Source organism: Rhizobium sp. BK289, assembly GCF_014193575.1.
Lineage (GTDB): Bacteria > Pseudomonadota > Alphaproteobacteria > Rhizobiales > Rhizobiaceae > Rhizobium > Rhizobium tropici_C.
The window spans coordinates 127,559-146,373 of record NZ_JACHZO010000010.1; the positions used below are offsets into that span (position 1 = coordinate 127,559).

Consider the following 18,815-nt stretch of genomic DNA (forward strand, 5'->3'; position numbering starts at 1 on the left):
GTTCTGGAAATGAGGCACGGCGGCGATGGCATCTTGCCAGCGACAACCGATTGTCCCTCAATTCCGCCCCCTCATTCGGCGCTTGTGCGAATGCGTTACAGCGATCACGTCGTTGTGATCGCAAGAAGGGCGACAAAAAATCCGGTTCAGGATGTAACAAATAACGCCGATCAACGAATGACTGCACGCGAATGACGAAATCGGTATCGGAACAGGTCCTGAAAGGCTTGATGCTTCTCTCGCTTGACGGCGATGAGGCTGCGTACAGGCGTTTGCTCGTCATTTTGCGAGATCTGCTTTTGGCATTTTATCGAAGGAGGCTTGGATCGAATGCAGACCGTGACGCCGAGGATCTAGTTCAGGAGGTGCTTTTGGCGGTGCATAGCCGGCGCATTACCTATGATCGGGAACGGCCGTTCACCGCGTGGTTTTTCCAAATCGCGAAATACAAGCTGATCGACCACTTCAGGGTAAATGGCAGCAAAAGAGGCGTGGAAATTGCTTTGGGAGATGAGATCGCGGCTGAATTTCGAGAGGAGACACTCTTTGCTCACCTCGATATCGACCGTCTTCTCGACCAATTGCCTGCCAAACAGAGGGAGCTTCTGCGGCAGGTAAAGATTGCAGGAAAAACCACTGCTGAAGCCGCGAGCGAGAGCGGCCAGTCGGAAGCAATGGTTCGCGTCAGCATTCATCGAGGGATGCGCGCGATTGGACGCACGCTGGGTTTTGCCAATGACGAAAAATGATGAATTCATCGAGGTTCTGGTACGCGATCTCACTCCGGTTCGCCATCATGCGCTGCGAGTGAGGCTTGGGCTTACAATCATTGTCGGCGTGACCGGCGCGGCCATCGCACTGCTGATATCGCTCAGCTTTCGCCCGCATCTGCACCACGTGACGGTGGCGGCGTTTTTGGTGAAGTTTTTATATACAGCCGTACTAATGAGCGCGACGATCGTGGCTCTTGAACGGGTTGCGCGCCCAGAGGGTTCGATTGGAAGTATGGTTCGGGTTCCGGTCGTGGCATTCAGCATTGTCGCGCTTCTGGCCATCGCTCAACTCGCGCTGTCGCCAGCTTCATCCTATCCAGGTTTGATCATCGGATATTCAGCGTTCTTTTGCCCGTTCCTGATCGTGGCTTTCGGCATTCCCGCTTTCTGCGCCAACATGTGGTTTCTCAGGCGTGCAGCCCCCACGCGCCCGGCACTTGCCGGCTTTGTCGCGGGTGCTTGTGCCGGGGGCGTCGGCGGCTGGGTATATTCCTGGGCCTGTGTCGAAAACGGTATCCCATTCATCGCGATATGGTACACGTTCGGCATCGTGCTGGGCGGGCTGGTCGGAAGCCTGTTCGGGAAAGTCAGCCTGCGCTGGTAGCTTCGTTTTGACGTGCAGAGGGCGAGCGGCCGGAGACGATCGGGCATTTTCGCCTTATAAATGGTAGTCATTGATCCTACCAATCAGGCGCTGAGGTGTGGCGGTTGAAGTCACAGCTTTCTTCCGATACCTTTCAACATGGCTAACATCGGTTTTTGAGAGGGGCCGCGGAGGGGTTACTTATTCTGACAGATACGCCTCCGTTGAAGCTGAGTTTTTTATAGCATGCATTTATGGTGCCATGTTTTCTGTCCGCGCCCGCGAGAAGCCTGAGATATTCGCCACGATACTGGCGCCTGCGATCAGGCGGCTGACCTGGGCAATATGTTGCTGAAGGTGCGCCAGTCGATCGATTCGGCAACACTCGATGTCGGCCTTGCCGATATCGGCTGTCAGGACCTGTGTCGTGGGCCCGATCAACTGATCGAACAGGTATCCCGCCAATTCGACATGGCGCGGGTTGAAGTGCCGCCTTACGGCGGCGCTTTGGCGTCACGAATGTTGCAGATCCCGCTCGACGGCCTTGTCGGTCAGCCGGCGTCCGCCGGCATCGAACAGGCAGATCCGTTCCGTTCGGGGCTGCAGCCAGATCGTCTCTTCCAGTTCGATATCGAGCCGGTCATGGAAGACGATGACGATTGTCTGCCCGCCCAGGGTCGCCGTTATATGCGTTTCGGAACCGAGCGGCTCGACGACTACCACGCGCGCGGGAATGCCGATATTTGCAGGCGAGAGGGTGAAATATTCCGGTCGGATGCCGTAGACGCCTTCCACACCGGAAACCCTGGGAGCGTTGTTGGGCAGGGGCAACAGGACGCCTTCATTGGTCTTGAAGACAGGCTTTCCGCCACCAGTGTCGAAGCGTCCATTCAGGAGGTTCATGGCCGGCGAGCCGATGAACGCGGCAACGAAGGTGCTTTGCGGATTGTCGTAAAGCTCGAGCGGCTTGCCGATCTGCTCGATATGGCCGCCGTTCATGACGACGATGCGGTCGGCCATGGTCATGGCTTCAACTTGGTCGTGGGTGACGTAAACGGTCGTCGTTGCCAGGCGCCGGTGCAGGCTCTTGATCTCGGCACGCATGGCGACGCGAAGCTTCGCGTCCAGATTGGACAGAGGTTCGTCAAACAGGAAGACTTGCGGATTGCGGACGATCGAACGGCCCATGGCGACGCGCTGGCGCTGGCCGCCGGAGAGCTGGCGGGGATAGCGCCCGAGGAGATCGGTGAGGCCGAGAATCTGCGCGGCATGTGCCACGCGCTTTTGCTTTTCTTCCTTCGCGGCTCCGGCAAGTGTCAGCGAGAAGGCCATGTTTTCGGCGACCGTCATATGCGGGTAGAGCGCATAGTTCTGGAAGACCATGGATATGTCGCGTTCCTTGGGCGGCAGGTTGTTCACGACGCGTCCGCCGATGCCGATTGTGCCGCCGGTAATATCTTCAAGGCCGGCGATCATCCTGAGCAGGGTTGACTTGCCGCAGCCAGACGGGCCCACAAGGACGACGAATTCGCCGTCGGCAATGTCGGCCGAGACGCCGTGGAGAACCTCCACGGCGCCATAAGCCTTGCGTGCCTTATCGATGGTGACCGTTGCCATCATACTCCTCCTATCCGGATCTCGTTCGACGACAAGGCGCCTTCATGGATGAGAAGGCCGACGCCGCCGTCACGGAAGGCATCGGCGGCGGTATCTTCCGCCGTCACCGAAACACCGTCGGCCTCGAAGGTGATGCGCGCACCCTGCGCCGAGATCTTCATGGCGATATGCTTGTCGAACTCGGTCTTGAAGGCGGTTTCGGCAAGAACCTTGGTTTCCTCGTCACGCACCTTGACGATCTGCATCTTGCCGTCGCGCGTCACGCGCGCGCCGTAGTATCGGCGCAGGCCCTGAGCGCGGATGGCAAGGCCGCCGTAATTGCCGAGATGGATCATAACCTGGCCTGAGGCCTGGTAATCGGTCCATTGGCGCGTGCCATGAATGATGATGCCTTCGCCTCGGTTCTGCGCGATGCGGAAGGCGGCCGGGAAGCGCTTGGAGAAGAAGCTTGCGCCGTTCACCCAGGCCATGCGCCAGAAATCGCCATCGCCAGCCGGGCGCTTCAATGTCAGTTTGGGCGCGCCGTCCCAGCGGAGATAATCCACGAACACGCGGCCATCGGCGCGCCTGCCGGTGCCGGTTACGGCGATGCCGATCTCGGCGATCGGCTGGCCGTCGGTCTCAGGAAGGGTCCATTCGAGAATGGCTTCCGAGCCGGGCTCTATGACAACCAGCGCCGAGTCGATGTCGCTCAACTGATCGCGTCCATCATAGACCCGGATGCGTAAACGCGCTTCGATTATGCCGCGGTTCTGGCCGTCGGCCTTGACGCGGGCCTTCACCGTCTGGCCCGGATAGACGAGTGGTGTCGCCATTAGGTCGTAGGTGCGCATGTCGAGCATTTCGCGTGGCGAGAATGTCGGCGTCGTCACGACGGCGCTTTGCGCCGGTCCGAGGGCTTCGTAGTCGATCGTCAGCGCGCGGCCGCTTTCGAATTCAGTATTGCCGACACGCACGCTGCTTGCCGCGCCGAGACCTGTCAGAGGGCGGAAGCCCTGCTGGCTGCCGGGAAGTGAGAAGTGAAACTGCGCACCGCTCTTCGGGGCCTCGAGCGACAGTTGCCCGGCAAGCTGGAGACCGAGATTGGTCAGGAAATAGGCCTGACGCACCGCATCGTTGATAGAATTGCCGCCGTCAGCTGAGGAGATCAGCATGCGGTCGGCGATGGGGCCGCGAAAGTCGGGGCCTTCGGCAAGTCCATCAAGGCCGTTCATGATGCCGAGCAGGCAGCCGACGTTGCCGGCGTTGCAATCGGTATCCCAGCCCGATGTATTGATGATCATCTGCGCCTTCTGGAAATCATGCGGCGCATAGAGCACCGTCATGATCATCAACGCGTGGTTGGGCATGATATGGCAGTTGCCGGGATATTTGTCGTAGCCGTAATTGTCCTGGATCTTCTGGCGTGTGTCGCGCCAATCGGGATGCGCCTTGTGCCAGGCCCTGATGTCGGCAATCAGCCGGGCGATCTGGCTGTCGCTTGGGATCTGCTTGAGCCCGGTATCGATCAGATGGTCGATGTCGGAGGTGACGAAAGCCTCGGCTTCCATCGCTGCCCAGAGCATGGCGGCATAAACGGATTCGCCATCATGGCTGACCTTGCCGGCCTGTTCTGCAAGCTTGGCCGCGAGTTCCGGCTGACCGGGGGCGACCATCGCCCATCCATCGATGAAGATCTGGGCGCCGATCTGCTCGGCAACGCCCTGGCCATTGGTGGTGATCGAACCGGACTGCGGGGCCGGCACGCCCTTCTTGAGATTAAGCCAGGCGGTGTGTTCGGTGGAGTTGCCGTTGCCGCCCCACCAGAGGATCGTGCGTTCCTCGACGATGTAATTGAGCCAGGCCTTGCCGATTTCTTCGGCGGAGAGGTTCGGCTTGATGCCGTAATCTTCCAGCGCGCGGATGAAGGTGAAGGTGCCGGCGACATCGTCGTCGGTGACGACGAGCGGCTGGTTCAGGCGTTCATGCACGTAATATTCGATAGGGCCGAGTTCTTCCATGATCTTCTCGTAGGTCCATCCCTCGAAGGGGCGGCCGAGATAGACGCCGATGAGCTTGCCCAGGACACCAGCATAGACACGTTCGAGATAGTCGTTCGGAAGCTGCATTGCTTACTCCATTTATCGATAAATTCGTTCAGCCTTTGACGGAGCCGCCAGCCATGCCCTCGATGAAGCGCTTCTGCATGAAGACGAAAAGCGCGACGACAGGCACGACGATGATGAGCGCTGCGGCCATGATCTCCCCCCAATCGGAGCTGTACTGGCCGGACAGCAGGAAGAAGGCGATGACGGCGGTCATGTTCTCCTGCTTTTGCAGGAAGGTCGTGGCGATCAGGAACTCGTTCCAGGAGTTCAATCCGATAATCAGCGCCACGGTGAGGATGCCCGGCGAGACGATCGGCAGCATCACCCGCCAGAAGACCTGCCAATGCGTAGCGCCGTCGACGATCGCTGCTTCCTCAAGCTCCTTTGGAACCGCCAGAAAATAGGTTCTGAGCAGCATCACGGCAAAGGGGCTGTAGAGCGCGGTGTAGATCAGTGCCACGCCGAAGATGTTGTTGATCAGCCCGAGCTTGGCGAAGCCGAAATAGAGCGGGAAGATATAGAGCTGGATCGGTGCGGTCGTGGTCGCCAGCAGATAGAAGGTGAAGATCTTCCAGCTTTTGATCTTGCGGCGCGCGATGACATAGGCCGTCAGCGACGATGTCGTGCAGACGAGCGCGATCGTCGTGCCGGAGACGATCAGCGAATTGACGAAAGTCTTTGAGAATTTCGCGTGGTTCCAGGCATTGGCAAAATTCTGCCAACGGATCGTTTGTGGCAGGCCGAGCGGATTCTGCACGATCTGAGCCGCCGGCTTCAGCGAGTTCAGCACCAGAAGCGCGATCGGGAAGAGGGCGATGAAGGCGAATATGCCGAGAAGGATGTAGCAGATCCAGAGGGTCAGGCGGCTTTCCACGAGCCTCATTGTTCGCCCTCCCTGGTTTGGATGCGCACGTAAAAGAAGGTGCCGATCAGCCCGAACAGGCTGATGACGAGGGCTGCGGCGGCCGCTTGTCCGACGTTCAGATCATAAAAGGCCTTGCGATAGGCGAGTGTCGAAAGCAGTTCGCTGGAGAAGGCTGGGCCGCCCTGGGTGAGGATGTAGACGAAATCGAAGGCGAGGAACGACCAGATGACGGTCATGATCATCATCAGCGTGATCGTCGGCCGGATGCCGGGAAGCAGCACATAGCGCATCATCTGGACATAGGTCGCGCCCTCGATGCGGGCCGCCTCGATCTGTTCCTGCGGCACCTGGCGGAGTGCGGCGAAGAAAATGACGCAGAGAAAGCCCCACCAGTGCCAGAGGTCAACGGTCGCGACGCCGAACAGCGCGATCGGCGGTTGGGTCAGCGGATTGGGGATCGGCAGCCCGTATTTTTTGAGGAGGCCGAAGACACCGGTCACGGGGCTATAGATCATACCCTGCCAGATGCGGGCCGTGATCGCGGTCGCGATGACGACGGGCAAGAAATAGACGACCTGAAAGAAATTGCTGCCGCGGCGCACGATCAGCAGCATCGAGGCGGCAAGCAGCCCCATGAGGATTGGCACCGTCAGGAAGACGATGGTCCAGATGATGTTGTTGCCGAGCGCCAGCCAGAAGACGCGGTCACCGGCAAGCGCGCGGAAATTGTCGAGGCCCGCAAAGGTGGGCGGGGAAATGCCGTCCCAATTGCAGAAGGCGAGTGCCACCGTCAGCAAAGCAGGGACGAGGACGATGATGATATTAATGATCATCGTCGGAACGAGATAAAGTCGGTGCATAATATCCTCCGGACGAGGACGGCGCTTTCAACGCCGTCCTGCCGCGGCTTGTCAGGTGCGGGGTGGGACCGCCGGCGCCTTGCCGGCGTCGCGTTCCTGCTTGAAGGTCTCGTCAAGTTTCTTCAGGAAGTCGGTCGACTTCGTTTTCTTGAGCCAGACCTCTTCCATGCCGCTGACCAGGTATGTGTCTGTGGCCGGCGGCAGGAAGGTCCAGGTCGTGTAACCGTATTTGCCGGCGGCGACTGCGCCTGCCAGCTGCTTCATGGCGTCCTCGTAAAGAGGCAGGACTTTATCGGAGAGCTTGACCTTGGAGAGATCGGCCAGCGGCAGGTTCCATTCGCCCTGCCAGACCGAGTTCATCTTGCTGTAGTAGTCGTCGGTGAACATGTAATCGAGAACGGCAGCGGCGCCATCGGCATTGCCTGACTTGGCGTTGATTGACAGCGTCGAGCCGATGCCAAGTGCGAAGATCGGATCGCCCTTCTCGCTCGGGAAGCCGACGAAGCCGGGCTCCGCGTTGTTCTGCGGAAAGTAGGTCTGGACGTTGGTGAAATTCCACGTGCCCGTCGGTGCCATTCCGGCCTGGCCGCTGGCGATCTGCGCGAAGGCCTGTTCCAGGGTCAGCGAGAAGTAGTTTTCGCCAAAATATCCCCTGTCCCACCACTCCGCGAGCTTGTCGATCGAGTGGACAAAGGCGGGATCGGTCCACGGAATGGCGCCCGTCAGCGCTTTGTAGACATTCTCGGGTCCGGCAATCGAATTGATGGCGATCGAGACATAATGCTCGTTGGCCGGGCGCCAGTCGGCATTGCCGGCACCGAATGGAGTCAGGCCCTTGGCCTTCATCTCGTCGGCAAGCGCCTCGAAATCAGATATCGTCGTTGGCACCTTCCATTTGTTCTGTTCGAACAAGGTCCTGTTGTAGAAGAGGCCGAGTGTTTCATATGTCTTCGCGAGCGCGTAGAGCTTGCCGTTGTAGCGGCCGAGATCGAGGAAGAGCGGCAGCAGACGCTCGTCCCATCCGTATTTCTTGGCGTAGTCGTCAAGCGGCATGAGTTGACCGGCCTGTGCCATTGCCGCGACATAACTCGGGCCGGCCGTGAAGACGACATCGGGGCCGGTGCCGGCCAGCATCGCGACGCGCAGCTGCTTGTCGAGATCCGAGCCGCGGAAGTCGATGCTCAGGAGGTCTTCGGGATGTGCCGCATTGAACGGATCGATCAGAATGTTCTTGAGGTTATCCTGGTTCTCCGGCGAAGCGGATTCGTACCAGAAGGATACAGGCTTCTGATCCGCCGCGAAGGTGAAGCGGGACATAAGCGGCAGGGCAGCCAGGCCGAAGCCGGCTTTCAAAACTGTACGTCTGTGCATCGGTTTTCTCCTCCCGATTTGGTTTTATTCGTTGCTAGTCGAACCCCTGACGATGAGATCGAAGGGCATTTCAACGGCGGTTCCAGCACCGGTCTTCTCTCCGCGCAGGCGTTCCATCAGCATCTGCGCGGCACGTTCTCCCATTTTCCATTGAAACTGCGCGACCGTCGTCAGCGTCGGGGTGACGAGCTTGGCGGCGGAAATATCGTCGAAACCGACGACGGCGATATCCTCGGGAATGCGGATGCCGCGCTCGCGCAGCGACTGCATCACCCCGATCGCCATCAGGTCGTTTGCGGCGAAGATGGCGGTCGGTCTGAAGTCGCCGCCGAGGATGCTCTCAGCCGCTCGGACGCCGCCCATCTCGGAAAATTCATCATCGGTAACAACATGGTCGGGATGGCCGAACTCTGCGAGTGCCTTACGATAGCCCTCGATACGGTGGGCCTGTGGACCGCCGCGACCGGCGACCAGCGCGATGCGCTTATGACCGAGGCCCAGCAGATATTCCGTCACCGTCTGCGCCGCCGCCCTACTGTCGACATAGATGTCGTCGATCGGGATTTCGCCACCGCGCTTCTTGGATGATTCAATTCTCACTATGGGAACGCCGGCCTCGACCAAGGAATTGAAATCCTTGGCCTTCAGCGTGAAGAAGACGCCGATTACGCCATCGACACGACCCTGTCGGGCCCAATCGAGAAAATGACGTTCGCGCTCGGGCGTCCCGTCCGTGTTTACCGTGATCACATCGTAGTTCTGACCGTCAGCGACCGATTGAATGCCGCGGATCAAAGACGGATAGAACGGATTGGTGATGTCGGGCACGATGCAGGCAATGGTCATCGTGCGGCTCGTCTTGAGCGCTTGCGCAAAACGGTTTGGTACGTAGCCAAGGTCCTTTGCCGCCTTGGTGATGCGCTCCCATGTCTCCGCGGGAATGGATGCTCCGCCGCCGCTCAGCACCATGGAAACCGTAGCCTGCGAGACCCCCGCAGCCCTCGCCACATCTTTTTGCGTCGCCCGCCCAGTTGTCATCGCTTGTGTTCATTTATACGTATTAGTGATACGTATCAATAAAACGACGTTCTCAATGTGTCAAGCGTGCCACGTACGCCAAGAACGGCCTCCAAGGTGCAGGCCTCTCATCGTCACAACTTCAGGCTGCGATTTCGCATGCGCCTCTACACTGGAATTGGCTTTACTTTAGTGGGTGGAGGCTTTCTCGTTGGCGAGAAAGATAACATAGTCCTCCGAAGCGTCGGCCAAAGCTAACGCGATTTCCTCGATCAAAAATCCTTGCTGCAAATTCCTCTATCATTTCCAACATCGCGATTTCGACACGGGCACGAGCAGGGCCTCGGGGCCTTGCGGATATGCTATTATTTGCCCGCCTACACTCATTTCATATCCCTTCTTAAAGGCAAGAGCGCTAATGACATTACGCACATCGTAGAGATTACGCGAGTAATGGATGAATAAATAGAAAATTTCACAACTATTATTGGCAGCGTTATTTAACGATCTAATGTTCCGGTTTAAAGCTATACTTATAACTCCATGCATCAAAAAGCGGGATTTTTTGGGCGCTACGCTCGAAATGGTTCTGGTTGAACAGCGTGATGGCAAGTGCTTCGGCGATGCTCGATCTCCAGTCGTGACTGACGACGGAGAACCGCTCGATGCCGAGACCATCGATCAGAGCAATCGCGTCCATTGCAAGAACCGCGCTGTTTGCAGTGTGCAATGACATCTCGTTCTGGAAAATGATTCCGCCGAAGGCCCCGCAGGAAGGCGCAATGAAGCGAAGGTTCCGGTCCTGGAGCGGCGACGAAATCGCCGTCTAGATGGAGGCGTCGTCAGGCCATTCATGCAGCGAGAGAAGGGGATGGCGTCGCGTGCTCCGCAATCTTCGAAAGCGATCTGCAGGTCGTGAGTGTCAAGGTGTGACTGACAACACTGCTAGCTCTACAAGGCAACGCGCCGATCCACTGGCGTACATTGCGCGCCAGAACTCGCATCTACACTTGGCAGCGCCCTGCATGACGCCGGATTGCCGGAATAACGTGTCTTGAACCTACCGTAGCAGGATAGAACATCCGGATGACAGGCCTGTATTTTCTCCCATAGGCTGCACGGCTGGCTAGGCCGCGCCCAACGGCGGTCCAGTGAAGCGAAGGCCGTGCCTGCCCGCAGATTTTGCAATCATTTCCATATCCTGTGGGATTTGGAACTGGCCTGCAGCCATTTCCGCGAAAAAGCCTTCAAAGCCGCCCGGAGTCAGGATAACCAGATGCCGCGAAGGCATATCGCCGACAACCCGGAAGGTATGTTCGATCCCCCGCGGCACAAACATGGTTTCGCCCGGCCTTTTGGTAAAGGTGTGACCTCGCGTCCAGAATTCGCAGCAGCCGGAAAGAAGGACGAATGTCTCATCCTCTCTTTCATGAACATGTCGCGGCGGTCCGCTACCAGCGGGCGAGAGGCTGTCGACGATGGACATTGCCCCACTCGTCGCCGCGGTTGCGAGAATAGTTCGGTAATGAACGCCGAGCCATTTAATAGTATCGGTGTGTTCAAGAAGATCAATCATCGCTTCCTCCGTTGTCGGAATGGAACGAAAGCGCTTTCGTCTTGCAATTCTTAGCATTCCGGGCGTTATTAGAAAAATCGTTTGATGATATAGAAGCTATCGATAAAATGAATTTCGCGGCCTTGGATCTTAATCTTGTGCGTGTGCTCGACGCATTGTTGCGGGAAGGATCGACGGTTAAAGCTGGCGAAAAGCTGGGCATGTCCCAATCGGCAGTTTCTGGCGCACTTTCGAGACTGCGTTATGCACTCGATGATCAATTGTTCGTCCGTCATGGTCACGGCCTGCGACCCACGGATTATGCGCGAGATTTAGCGATACCCCTCCGCGAGACGCTAGACAGATTGGAAGCAACCTTGAGTGGTGCATCCTTTGATCCCAAGAGCGCCAGCATAACTTTCAAGTTGTCAGGTAGCGATTTTTTTGCGGAGATGCTCATGCCGCGGCTGGCGCGAGAGGTTCACGAGCGTGCACCGGGCATTCGGGTGCAATTGGTCGACCTGGTGCCAAACAGCTACATCGAGTCTCTTGAGCGATATGAGGCCGATATGGCTCTCATTCCTGCTGCAGAATTGCCGGATTGGTCGGAACGACGCCCATTATTCCGTTCGTCCTTTGTGACCATCGCACGTAAAGGAAACGTCGCGATCGAAGCAGCGGGAATAAAGGCAGGCGAAACCTTGCCCATCGAGCTGTTCTGCGATCTTGGCCACATCCTCTTCTCGCCGGAGGGAAAGACCAAGGCCATGGGCGATGCGGCTCTGGCGAAGATCGGACGCTCACGAAATGTAGTCATGACGGTTCCTGTCTTCTTCGGCGTCTGCCGGGCTGTCGGCGAGAGTGATCATATTGCACTCGTTCCTCGCCAGCTGGCGGAACGGTTGGCGGATCTTTTCGGGTTCGCTCTTTATGCGCCACCTATGCAGCTTCCGCCAGCACTGATCGTTGGCGTGTGGCATAAGCGGTCCACGGGGAACCCGGCTCATCGCTGGATCCGGAACCTCATCGCCGAGATCTTGTTGCCGCTTAACGTCGGCGAACAGCCGCTGCCTAACGAAACAAGGTGAGAGCGATTTGATGCCGATCAGCGCCAAGCATCCCTGAAGCTCATCTTGGTTTCGAGCGGTTGACGGAGTGGTTGAGCATTCCGAAATCGACGCCCTCGTTCCACGCCATCACAAACTGAAGATAGGGTGGCAATACTGGCAGGAGGGAGGGGACGCTGAGTTCAACCAATGAAAAATGATCAGCTTAGAAAGCTGGTCTAGCATTATCGCGATTAACGCTGCCATGGCCACCCAAAGTAGTTGCATCACTAAGCTCCTTAGATGGTCGCAAGCGCCAGTACTTTAAATGTCCGCGAACGCCCTATTCTCGACGTCACCGTTGCTCGCTGATGCGAACTCCGACCGCCCCCGTGTGTAATGATGGAAGAGATCTTCATCGAGATGGCCCCCCATTTGAGCAGATCACCTTTTCTCTTATGATCGCCTTGAACTCCCTCCTCAGTTTTGCGCGTCTCGCATTTATCACAGCGCAACGTGTACTCTCGACGCCAAGTGCCGAAAGCCACGAGTAGGCCGCCAGCGCATCGATCAAGCTGCGTCTGCTGCCGCGAAGTGAGCTAGCTGGTCGTCGTAAGCTTTGAGAAATGCGGGTCTTGCGGTCAGGCGCTCGACGTAAGCGCGGCAAGCTGGATGATTTGCTAGCCCTCATCCCATCTTGCACATTCTCTCGCCCGTTATGTTATTTTGGAAAACAGTGTAACTGTCGGAGCCGCACTATGGAGGGTAGAGTGCCAGTCGAGAATGACGATGACTATTGTCGTGAGAAGTTCAGCAGCGGCGATATCGGCCATTACCTGCATCTGGAACCGCAAGTCGGACGCGACGCGGCCCGCGTAGCCGGCAAGGCTGCGTGCGGTTGCAGCATAATATGCCAAGCTTAGCAACGCTGCGTCGGTCCGACGTTATGAAGCGATCGAGCAGCAACTCGATAACCAGATCGAATGACGGCCGAGGTCTAATGCGGTATGGCGGTTGTTTGTTGATGCGAATGTGTCTTGCGATGCCATCATTCGCGGAAAATGACGCGCTCCCAGGCGATATCCGCGCGTTTATCAAACGCCGCGATAACTGTGATCATTTCCGTGGCGAGACAGCCTCCGTTGAAGATCGTCAAGCCGAAATCGACAGGCAACTGGACAGGCTGTGCCGCGGAAGCGACGCTGATGTGGCCCATCTGAAGCGAAAATACATAGGGAAGAAGACTGTCCTGAAGATTCTTGGCACTTACGATCCCGTTATTGAAGGCGGGGATGTGAACGAGTGAGGTGTGATGCGCAGATCACCATCTGAAAATGCGACTTGAAGTGAAACGAATGTTACAAACGTCAAAGAGAAGCTAATCTGGAGATGGATGCCATGTCGAGTTCTTCCAAAGGCCTGATAACTGCTGTCGCACTTATGATTGGCGGCGCAGTAGCTTTCTTCCTCTTTCTTTACATCACAGGGCATGATCCCGATGAGCGCCCATTAAGCTTGGTTGAGTGGGTTATCGCCGGGATCCTAATCGGGCCGGGATTCGGTTATCTTCTGAAATGGAAAGGCCAAAAAGGCCGTTAGAATTTCCTACTGGCTGCGCCTCGACTGGGTTCACGTCGAGCTTGCATCAAATTCTGAAGTTCACCGCAACAGTTGCTGTCGTGAATTGCCCCGCCATAAACTGACCTTGAGCCACTTCGCATCGGAAGCATAGACGGTTCCGACAGCGACAGGTCGCGGTTCATGTCCTCTTAATGGCAGTCCGGTATCTTTTCCCTGGTGGCCAACTGACATATTCGTGCCGCAACATCCAGCGATCTTTCGAAGGCTTTTATGGGTAGAAACTCGAACCTGGAATGGAAGTTATGGGCCCCAGTAAAAAAGTTGGGTGTCGGTATTCCTCTAGCGGAAAGCACGGCACCATCGGTGCCGCCACGCATGGGCAAGAGCTTCCTTTCGATCCCGAGATCACTGAGGGCCTCGAAAAGTAGCGTTGCGGCACGATTATCAGCGGAAAGGCTGCTGGCGATATTTTGATAGGTATCAGCCAACTGGCAACGAACAGCGCAAGTCGGATATCGCGATCTAATCAAATCCGCGACCTCGACGATCCGATGTTTGCGGACATTGAAGCCGACCTCGTCGAAGTCCCGGATCAGGGCGGTCAATGTCGCCTCGCTATCGTTTGCGATCAGATCCTTGAACCAGAAAAACCCCTCGCGATCCTGCGTGTTCTCAGGTGTGTCCCAACGCTCGAAGTGAGAGATGAAGTCGATCGCCATCAGCAGCGGATTGACGAGGGTGCCCTTCGCCGACATGGGGTGTGCGCTGACACCGGTGAAGACGATTTCACACGTTGCGGCGTTGAACGTCTCCAGGACCACCTCGCCAAGCCCGCAGCAGTCGATCGTATAGGCGAAATCGCAGGGGAAGCGGGAAAGATCGAGCGCCTTGGATCCCCGCAACCCGACTTCCTCGTCCGGCACGAAGGCGACGAAAATGTCTCCGTGATCGCCTTGTGCATCGAGCCGAGCAACCAGCGTCATTATGACCGCGATCGCCGCCTTGTTATCCGCGCCCAGGACGCTGGTGCCGTCGCTGAAAATGATCTCCTCTCCTGTCCAGGAGCGGATCTCCGGATGTTCGGCGACGCGCAGCCAAATGTCTTCCTGACGATTGAGGCAAAGATCCATGCCCTCGTAGCGAAGAACTTGCGGGCGGACGACCGGGGACAGGCCCACGTCTACGGTGTCGAGATGGGCTATGAAGCCTACTTTTGGAGCCTTCGGTCTGTTCCCACGCTTCACGCCCGTGACAATGGCATGCTCGTCGACCAGGACATCATCAACCCCGAGCGTTCGCAATTCCTCAGCTAGTAAGTCGGCGAGCTTCAGCTGCCCAGGCGATGAGGGCAGCAATTGAGAACGGCCGTCGCTCTGGCTCTCGATCGCCGCATAGCGAAAAAATCGGTCGATGAGTTCGTCTCGAACTTGCATGTTTTTCATCCCGTCTAGGTTGACCCAAGAAGATGCCGCTTTCATTCGCGGCATTTCCATTTCTTGGCGCGTCGATCATAGCATTCGAGCGGGGTGTCAGATCACAAAGCGATCGTGCATGACCTCTGAACCTGATGTCCCCGGCTGGAGCCGCACGACACCGATATTGTCCTCGACCACGACATGGACGCCGAGGCCGGCGGATTGTTGGGAAAACCGCCGCAAGATTCTCTCGGCGCTCTTCCCTATTGCCAGATGTGGCACCAGCCGACGCTCCAGCAGACCGTCCTTCAGTCCCTCGTCGCCGCCGATGATGACGGGATGAAGGTTTATGTCCGTCAGATTGTTGTTCCGGTCGAAAGAGCACGAGCCGATCACGCTCTCCCAAACCTCCGGCGCCGTCCAGGTCGATTTCTCCGAGCGGACATGGAAGATAAAGTTGCCGAGGCTGTAAAAGATCGGCTTGCCGCGATAGATCTCCAGTGGCTGGAGAACCGGTGCGCCGTGGCTGACAAACATGGCGGCGCCGGCATCGATGCATTGCCTGGCAACGCCGCCAACCCATTCGGGAACCTGGTACCAATCCGAGGCCCAGTGATGATGGTGAAGGTAGGCGACCACCAGCGACCCGTCGGCCGCGGCAGTGTCGATAGCCGCGAGATTTCTCGCCATGTCGCGCTCATCGATCTTCACGCCACGGCCGAACCTGTTGGATCGCGTGAACACCGCCCGCCCGATACCGATCTCGCAGTCTGGAGCCAGCCGGCGCGGATCGTCTGGCTGGCTGTCATTGGCAAGATCGATCGCCGTGTAGCCGACCCGGTCCCGGATCACGCCGATCCGCCGGAACGCGTCTTCGTCCACTTCGATCACCTGTGACAGGCCAAGCCGGTTCACGCCGGGGCGTTCGGGACGGCCGTTGTCCGCATCCGCTGCATACATGAAATCCGGGCCGGGGCCGCCATCCATTGCGACGATCGCGACACGTCGGCCGTTGATGGTCCCCACGCCCGGACGCGAGGCCTCCTGAGCGTTGCAGCCGAGACCGGCGTGAAGGAAACCCCGCTTCTCCACCTCCTCCAGCGTCGACAGCACGCCCGGCGGACCAAGATCAAAGGCATGATTGTTCGACAGCGAAAGTGCCCCGAAGCCGATGGATCGGAGAGCATCCAGGACTGCCGGTCCGCTGCATCCGAAGAACGAGCCCTTGAGCGGCCAACCGCCGTGATGTCCAAGGATTGTCCCCTCGAAGTTAGTGAACGAAAGATCGGCCCCATAAAGCAGCGAGCGAACCTGCTCGAAGGCTGGAGCGCTGATATCGCGAATATCGTGCTTTATGAGCGATTGGCCGGTGACGACCAATGTGAAGCTGTTGTTCATATGTCACCTTTTGCAGTGGCGAAGGCCACCAATTTCCGAAAACCAAAAAACCAAATATTGAAGCGCGCCGGCACTCAGCCGACGCAACAAATCGAAGCTCAGGCGGTGAAGCGGTGAGGCCGCGCACTGATGAGCGTTCGCGTGTAGGGGTTGCCGGATTGCGAGAAGATGACGTCGCAAGGCCCGGCATCCTCCACCTGGCCATCCCTGAAGATGTAAAGGGAATCGCAGAGCTGCTGCACGACGGCCAGATCATGGGAGATGAAGATCATTGTTATGTCCCGCTCGGTGATGGTGTCGTTCAGCAGCCTCACGATCTCGGCTTGCACGGAGACGTCGAGAGCCGATGTCGGTTCGTCCGCCACGATGATTTGCGGCCTTGCCAGCAGGGCTCGCGCGATGCAGGCGCGCTGCTTCTGGCCGCCTGAGAGCTGGTGCGGATACCGGCTTAGCAGGTTTCGCGCGAGGCCGAGCCGATCCATCATCGTCACGAGATCGTCATGCTCCCCATCGTGACATGAAATTTCGCCAAACCGGATGCTTTCGCTCAGTGTCTCCTCGATCGTCATCCTGGGATTGAGCGACATGGCCGGATCCTGAAAGATCATTTGCACGCGGCCGAGAAGACCGCTGTGCCGACCATTCTTCGAAATGTCATGCTCGTTTCCACCGATGACGATCCTGCCGGCAGATGCGGTGTCCAGACCAGCGACGACACGGCCGAGCGTCGTCTTGCCGCTGCCACTCTCACCGACAATGCCAGTGATCGTGCCGCGCCGCAGCTCAATATTGACGTCACGCAGCGCGAACTTCGGGCTGTTCCGGCCCAGGCGCCACGCCAAGCCCGGCGAGAAGGTCTTCGAAAGACCTTCAACGACGAGAAACATGTCCTGACGGTCGTTGACGTCAGACGACGGGTCATGCTCTCCATCATAGTCCGCGTTCATAGCTGGCGCGGAAATGCGCAGCCGTGGCACCGCCGCGAGCAGGTTTCGCGTATAGTCGTTGCGCGGAGCGTCCAGGATGGCGGTGGTACGATCCTGCTCGACCACCTGACCCTTCCGCATGACCAGGACCCGGTCGGTGATCTCGGAGACGACGCCCATATCGTGCGTGACGAGGATGATCGAGACGCCGGTCTCATCGACGAGGGTTCGAAGGAGCCCGAGGATCTGTTTCTGGACGGTGGCATCCAGCGCCGATGTCGGCTCGTCGGCGATGATGATGTCGGGAGAACCGGCAAGCGCGATGGCGATGACGATCCGCTGCCTTTGGCCGCCGGAGAACTGATGTGGATAGTCGCTATATCGCCGCCCCGGGTCGGGGATTCCGACCCGGACCAGCAGATCGATGGCATGCGCGCGCGCTTGGCATCGTGAAAGAGATCGGTCCACCGCCAGGATCGTCTCCTCAACCTGCATCCCGACGCTCATCAGGGGATCGAGCGAGGACGTATGATCCTGAAAGATCGCCGATATCCGCCGCCCGCGAAGGGCATCGCGCTCGCCCGGCGTCATGGCGCCGATGGATTTGCCATCGAATTCGATCGTTCCGGCGGTTTGCTGGAATTCCGGTGCAAGCAGACCGAGTACGGCATTGCCCAGCGTGGATTTTCCCGCTCCCGACTCGCCGATGATGCCGAGGATCTCACCACGATCTAGCTCGAAGCTCACATTGGTCAGGATTGTCACAGGCCCGGAGGCCGAGAGGTGACGAAGGCCAAAGTTTCTTACCCGAAGCAGGGGAGTCTTCACATTCTCTTCGCTCATACCGTGCGGCTCCTTGGATCGAGGCGACGGCGAATATCCTCGCCGACCAGATTGATGCTGGCGATCAGCCCGAACAAGGCGAGACCGGGAAAAAGGCTTATCCAGTACTGGCCGGTCAGGAGATACTGAAAGCCGTTCGCGACGGTGGAGCCGAGGGAAGGCGTGTCGAGCGGGACCCCAAGGCCCAGAAAGGACAGTGTCGCTTCGAGCGCGACCGCATGACCGATCTCGATCGGTATCAGTGTCACGGCCGGCGCGATGCTGTTCGGCAGCAGATGACGGAAGATGATCCGCGAGGTCGGCATCCGCAGCAGGCGCGCGGCATCCATGTAAGGCTTGCCCGCCTCACTCAGCGCGATGCCGCGCGCCAGCCGTGCATAGGTCGCCCACTGGGCAATGATCAGGGCCAGGATGATCCGGTCCATTCCGGGCCCGAGCGTGACGATGGCGATCAAGGCGATCAGGATCGTCGGAAGGCTGAGCTGCAGGTCGACCAGCCGCATGATCGCGATATCAACCCACTTGCCGAAATAGGCCGCGCTGACGCCAGCCGTCAGTCCGATCAGGGCCGCGATGGCGGCGCTGGTGACCGATACGATGAGGCTGATGCGCAGCCCATACAGGATGCAGCTGACGATATCTCTGCCGAGCCCGTCGGTCCCGAGCAGGTAAAGATAGCCGCCACTGCCCGATGTGCCCGGCGGAGAGGACGCCTCCCAGCCGTAGATCTGCAGCGGATCATAGGGATTTTGCGGTGCGATCGCCGGTGCGGCGAGGGCGAGGAGAATATAGACAGCGAGAAGGATGTTGGATGCGGTCAGGACCCGCGGATACGAACGCCTCTTCAACGCCTTGAGAATTTCAGCTTTCATGATGGA

At 58.1% G+C, this 18,815-nt stretch carries 17 protein-coding genes; 5 read left to right on the plus strand and 12 right to left on the minus strand.

Annotated elements, in window-relative coordinates; translation table 11 throughout:
• The first annotated feature begins 191 nt into the window (after positions 1-191).
• Both FHT84_RS20335 and FHT84_RS20340 read left to right on the plus strand, forming a co-directional pair.
• The gene (locus FHT84_RS20335; protein ID WP_112342906.1) at positions 192-749 is read left to right on the plus strand and encodes a sigma-70 family RNA polymerase sigma factor; all 558 of its coding nucleotides are present in this window, start codon (positions 192-194) and stop codon (positions 747-749) included.
• Positions 736-1,377, plus strand: coding sequence for a DUF1109 domain-containing protein (locus FHT84_RS20340; RefSeq protein ID WP_112342905.1), 642 nt, complete (start codon positions 736-738; stop codon positions 1,375-1,377). The genes FHT84_RS20335 and FHT84_RS20340 overlap by 14 nt, the downstream gene beginning before the upstream one ends.
• 492 nt (positions 1,378-1,869) lie before the next feature.
• Here FHT84_RS20340 and ugpC read toward each other — a convergent pair whose 3' ends face one another.
• The 8 genes from ugpC to FHT84_RS20380 form a co-directional block, all read right to left on the minus strand.
• Positions 1,870-2,973, minus strand: a complete 1,104-nt coding sequence (ugpC, locus tag FHT84_RS20345) for a sn-glycerol-3-phosphate ABC transporter ATP-binding protein UgpC (RefSeq protein ID WP_113248550.1) — start codon at positions 2,971-2,973, stop codon at positions 1,870-1,872.
• Positions 2,973-5,081 (minus strand): ADP-ribosylglycohydrolase family protein, encoded by a 2,109-nt coding sequence (locus FHT84_RS20350; protein ID WP_113248551.1) that lies wholly within the window; start codon positions 5,079-5,081, stop codon positions 2,973-2,975. The genes ugpC and FHT84_RS20350 overlap by 1 nt, the downstream gene beginning before the upstream one ends.
• 28 nt (positions 5,082-5,109) lie before the next feature.
• On the minus strand, positions 5,110-5,943 hold the full coding sequence (locus FHT84_RS20355; protein WP_113248552.1) for a carbohydrate ABC transporter permease: 834 nt from the start codon (positions 5,941-5,943) through the stop codon (positions 5,110-5,112).
• Positions 5,940-6,785 (minus strand): sugar ABC transporter permease, encoded by an 846-nt coding sequence (locus FHT84_RS20360; protein WP_112342902.1) that lies wholly within the window; start codon positions 6,783-6,785, stop codon positions 5,940-5,942. The genes FHT84_RS20355 and FHT84_RS20360 overlap by 4 nt, the downstream gene beginning before the upstream one ends.
• Positions 6,786-6,836: 51 nt before the next feature.
• The gene (locus FHT84_RS20365) at positions 6,837-8,156 is read right to left on the minus strand and encodes an extracellular solute-binding protein (RefSeq protein WP_113248553.1); all 1,320 of its coding nucleotides are present in this window, start codon (positions 8,154-8,156) and stop codon (positions 6,837-6,839) included.
• 24 nt (positions 8,157-8,180) lie between these two features.
• On the minus strand, positions 8,181-9,194 hold the full coding sequence (locus FHT84_RS20370) for a LacI family DNA-binding transcriptional regulator (protein ID WP_113248554.1): 1,014 nt from the start codon (positions 9,192-9,194) through the stop codon (positions 8,181-8,183).
• A 487-nt stretch (positions 9,195-9,681) separates the two neighbouring features.
• Positions 9,682-9,873, minus strand: coding sequence for a hypothetical protein (locus tag FHT84_RS20375; protein WP_183763861.1), 192 nt, complete (start codon positions 9,871-9,873; stop codon positions 9,682-9,684).
• Between the two features lie 426 nt (positions 9,874-10,299).
• Positions 10,300-10,749, minus strand: coding sequence for a cupin domain-containing protein (locus FHT84_RS20380; RefSeq protein WP_113248556.1), 450 nt, complete (start codon positions 10,747-10,749; stop codon positions 10,300-10,302).
• Positions 10,750-10,790: 41 nt separating this feature from the next.
• Here FHT84_RS20380 and FHT84_RS20385 point away from each other — a divergent pair, with 41 nt between their 5' ends.
• From FHT84_RS20385 to FHT84_RS20395, 3 genes are all read left to right on the plus strand, one after another.
• Positions 10,791-11,816 carry a LysR family transcriptional regulator gene (locus tag FHT84_RS20385; protein ID WP_246698575.1) on the plus strand — a complete coding sequence of 342 codons (1,026 nt, stop codon included), beginning with the start codon at positions 10,791-10,793 and terminating at the stop codon, positions 11,814-11,816.
• 958 nt (positions 11,817-12,774) lie between these two features.
• Positions 12,775-13,080: a hypothetical protein gene (locus FHT84_RS20390; protein WP_183763864.1), complete on the plus strand. Its 306-nt coding sequence runs from the start codon at positions 12,775-12,777 to the stop codon at positions 13,078-13,080.
• Positions 13,081-13,172: 92 nt separating this feature from the next.
• Positions 13,173-13,373 (plus strand): hypothetical protein, encoded by a 201-nt coding sequence (locus tag FHT84_RS20395; RefSeq protein WP_113248557.1) that lies wholly within the window; start codon positions 13,173-13,175, stop codon positions 13,371-13,373.
• Between the two features lie 170 nt (positions 13,374-13,543).
• On the opposite strand, the gene pepT is transcribed toward FHT84_RS20395, so the two are convergent.
• The 4 genes from pepT to FHT84_RS20415 form a co-directional block, all read right to left on the minus strand.
• The gene (pepT, locus tag FHT84_RS20400) at positions 13,544-14,788 is read right to left on the minus strand and encodes a peptidase T (RefSeq protein ID WP_183763959.1); all 1,245 of its coding nucleotides are present in this window, start codon (positions 14,786-14,788) and stop codon (positions 13,544-13,546) included.
• A 96-nt stretch (positions 14,789-14,884) separates the two neighbouring features.
• Entirely contained in the window at positions 14,885-16,168 is a 1,284-nt protein-coding gene (locus FHT84_RS20405; protein ID WP_113248558.1) for a CapA family protein, read from the minus strand.
• A 98-nt stretch (positions 16,169-16,266) separates the two neighbouring features.
• On the minus strand, positions 16,267-17,937 hold the full coding sequence (locus FHT84_RS20410) for an ABC transporter ATP-binding protein (protein WP_113248559.1): 1,671 nt from the start codon (positions 17,935-17,937) through the stop codon (positions 16,267-16,269).
• A complete protein-coding gene (locus FHT84_RS20415) occupies positions 17,934-18,809 on the minus strand; it encodes an ABC transporter permease (RefSeq protein WP_113248560.1) in 876 nt (291 codons plus the stop codon). The genes FHT84_RS20410 and FHT84_RS20415 overlap by 4 nt, the downstream gene beginning before the upstream one ends.
• Positions 18,810-18,815 lie beyond the last annotated feature (6 nt).

Coding starts and splice junctions, on each gene's coding strand:
- FHT84_RS20335 (WP_112342906.1), top strand. CDS start 192: ATGACGAAATCGGTATCGGAACAGGTCCTGAAAGGCTTGATGCTTCTC.
- FHT84_RS20340 (WP_112342905.1), top strand. CDS start 736: ATGACGAAAAATGATGAATTCATCGAGGTTCTGGTACGCGATCTCACT.
- ugpC (WP_113248550.1), bottom strand. CDS start 2,973: ATGGCAACGGTCACCATCGATAAGGCACGCAAGGCTTATGGCGCCGTG.
- FHT84_RS20350 (WP_113248551.1), bottom strand. CDS start 5,081: ATGCAGCTTCCGAACGACTATCTCGAACGTGTCTATGCTGGTGTCCTG.
- FHT84_RS20355 (WP_113248552.1), bottom strand. CDS start 5,943: ATGAGGCTCGTGGAAAGCCGCCTGACCCTCTGGATCTGCTACATCCTT.
- FHT84_RS20360 (WP_112342902.1), bottom strand. CDS start 6,785: ATGCACCGACTTTATCTCGTTCCGACGATGATCATTAATATCATCATC.
- FHT84_RS20365 (WP_113248553.1), bottom strand. CDS start 8,156: ATGCACAGACGTACAGTTTTGAAAGCCGGCTTCGGCCTGGCTGCCCTG.
- FHT84_RS20370 (WP_113248554.1), bottom strand. CDS start 9,194: ATGACAACTGGGCGGGCGACGCAAAAAGATGTGGCGAGGGCTGCGGGG.
- FHT84_RS20375 (WP_183763861.1), bottom strand. CDS start 9,873: ATGGACGCGATTGCTCTGATCGATGGTCTCGGCATCGAGCGGTTCTCC.
- FHT84_RS20380 (WP_113248556.1), bottom strand. CDS start 10,749: ATGATTGATCTTCTTGAACACACCGATACTATTAAATGGCTCGGCGTT.
- FHT84_RS20390 (WP_183763864.1), top strand. CDS start 12,775: ATGCGGTATGGCGGTTGTTTGTTGATGCGAATGTGTCTTGCGATGCCA.
- FHT84_RS20395 (WP_113248557.1), top strand. CDS start 13,173: ATGTCGAGTTCTTCCAAAGGCCTGATAACTGCTGTCGCACTTATGATT.
- pepT (WP_183763959.1), bottom strand. CDS start 14,788: ATGCAAGTTCGAGACGAACTCATCGACCGATTTTTTCGCTATGCGGCG.
- FHT84_RS20405 (WP_113248558.1), bottom strand. CDS start 16,168: ATGAACAACAGCTTCACATTGGTCGTCACCGGCCAATCGCTCATAAAG.
- FHT84_RS20410 (WP_113248559.1), bottom strand. CDS start 17,937: ATGAGCGAAGAGAATGTGAAGACTCCCCTGCTTCGGGTAAGAAACTTT.
- FHT84_RS20415 (WP_113248560.1), bottom strand. CDS start 18,809: ATGAAAGCTGAAATTCTCAAGGCGTTGAAGAGGCGTTCGTATCCGCGG.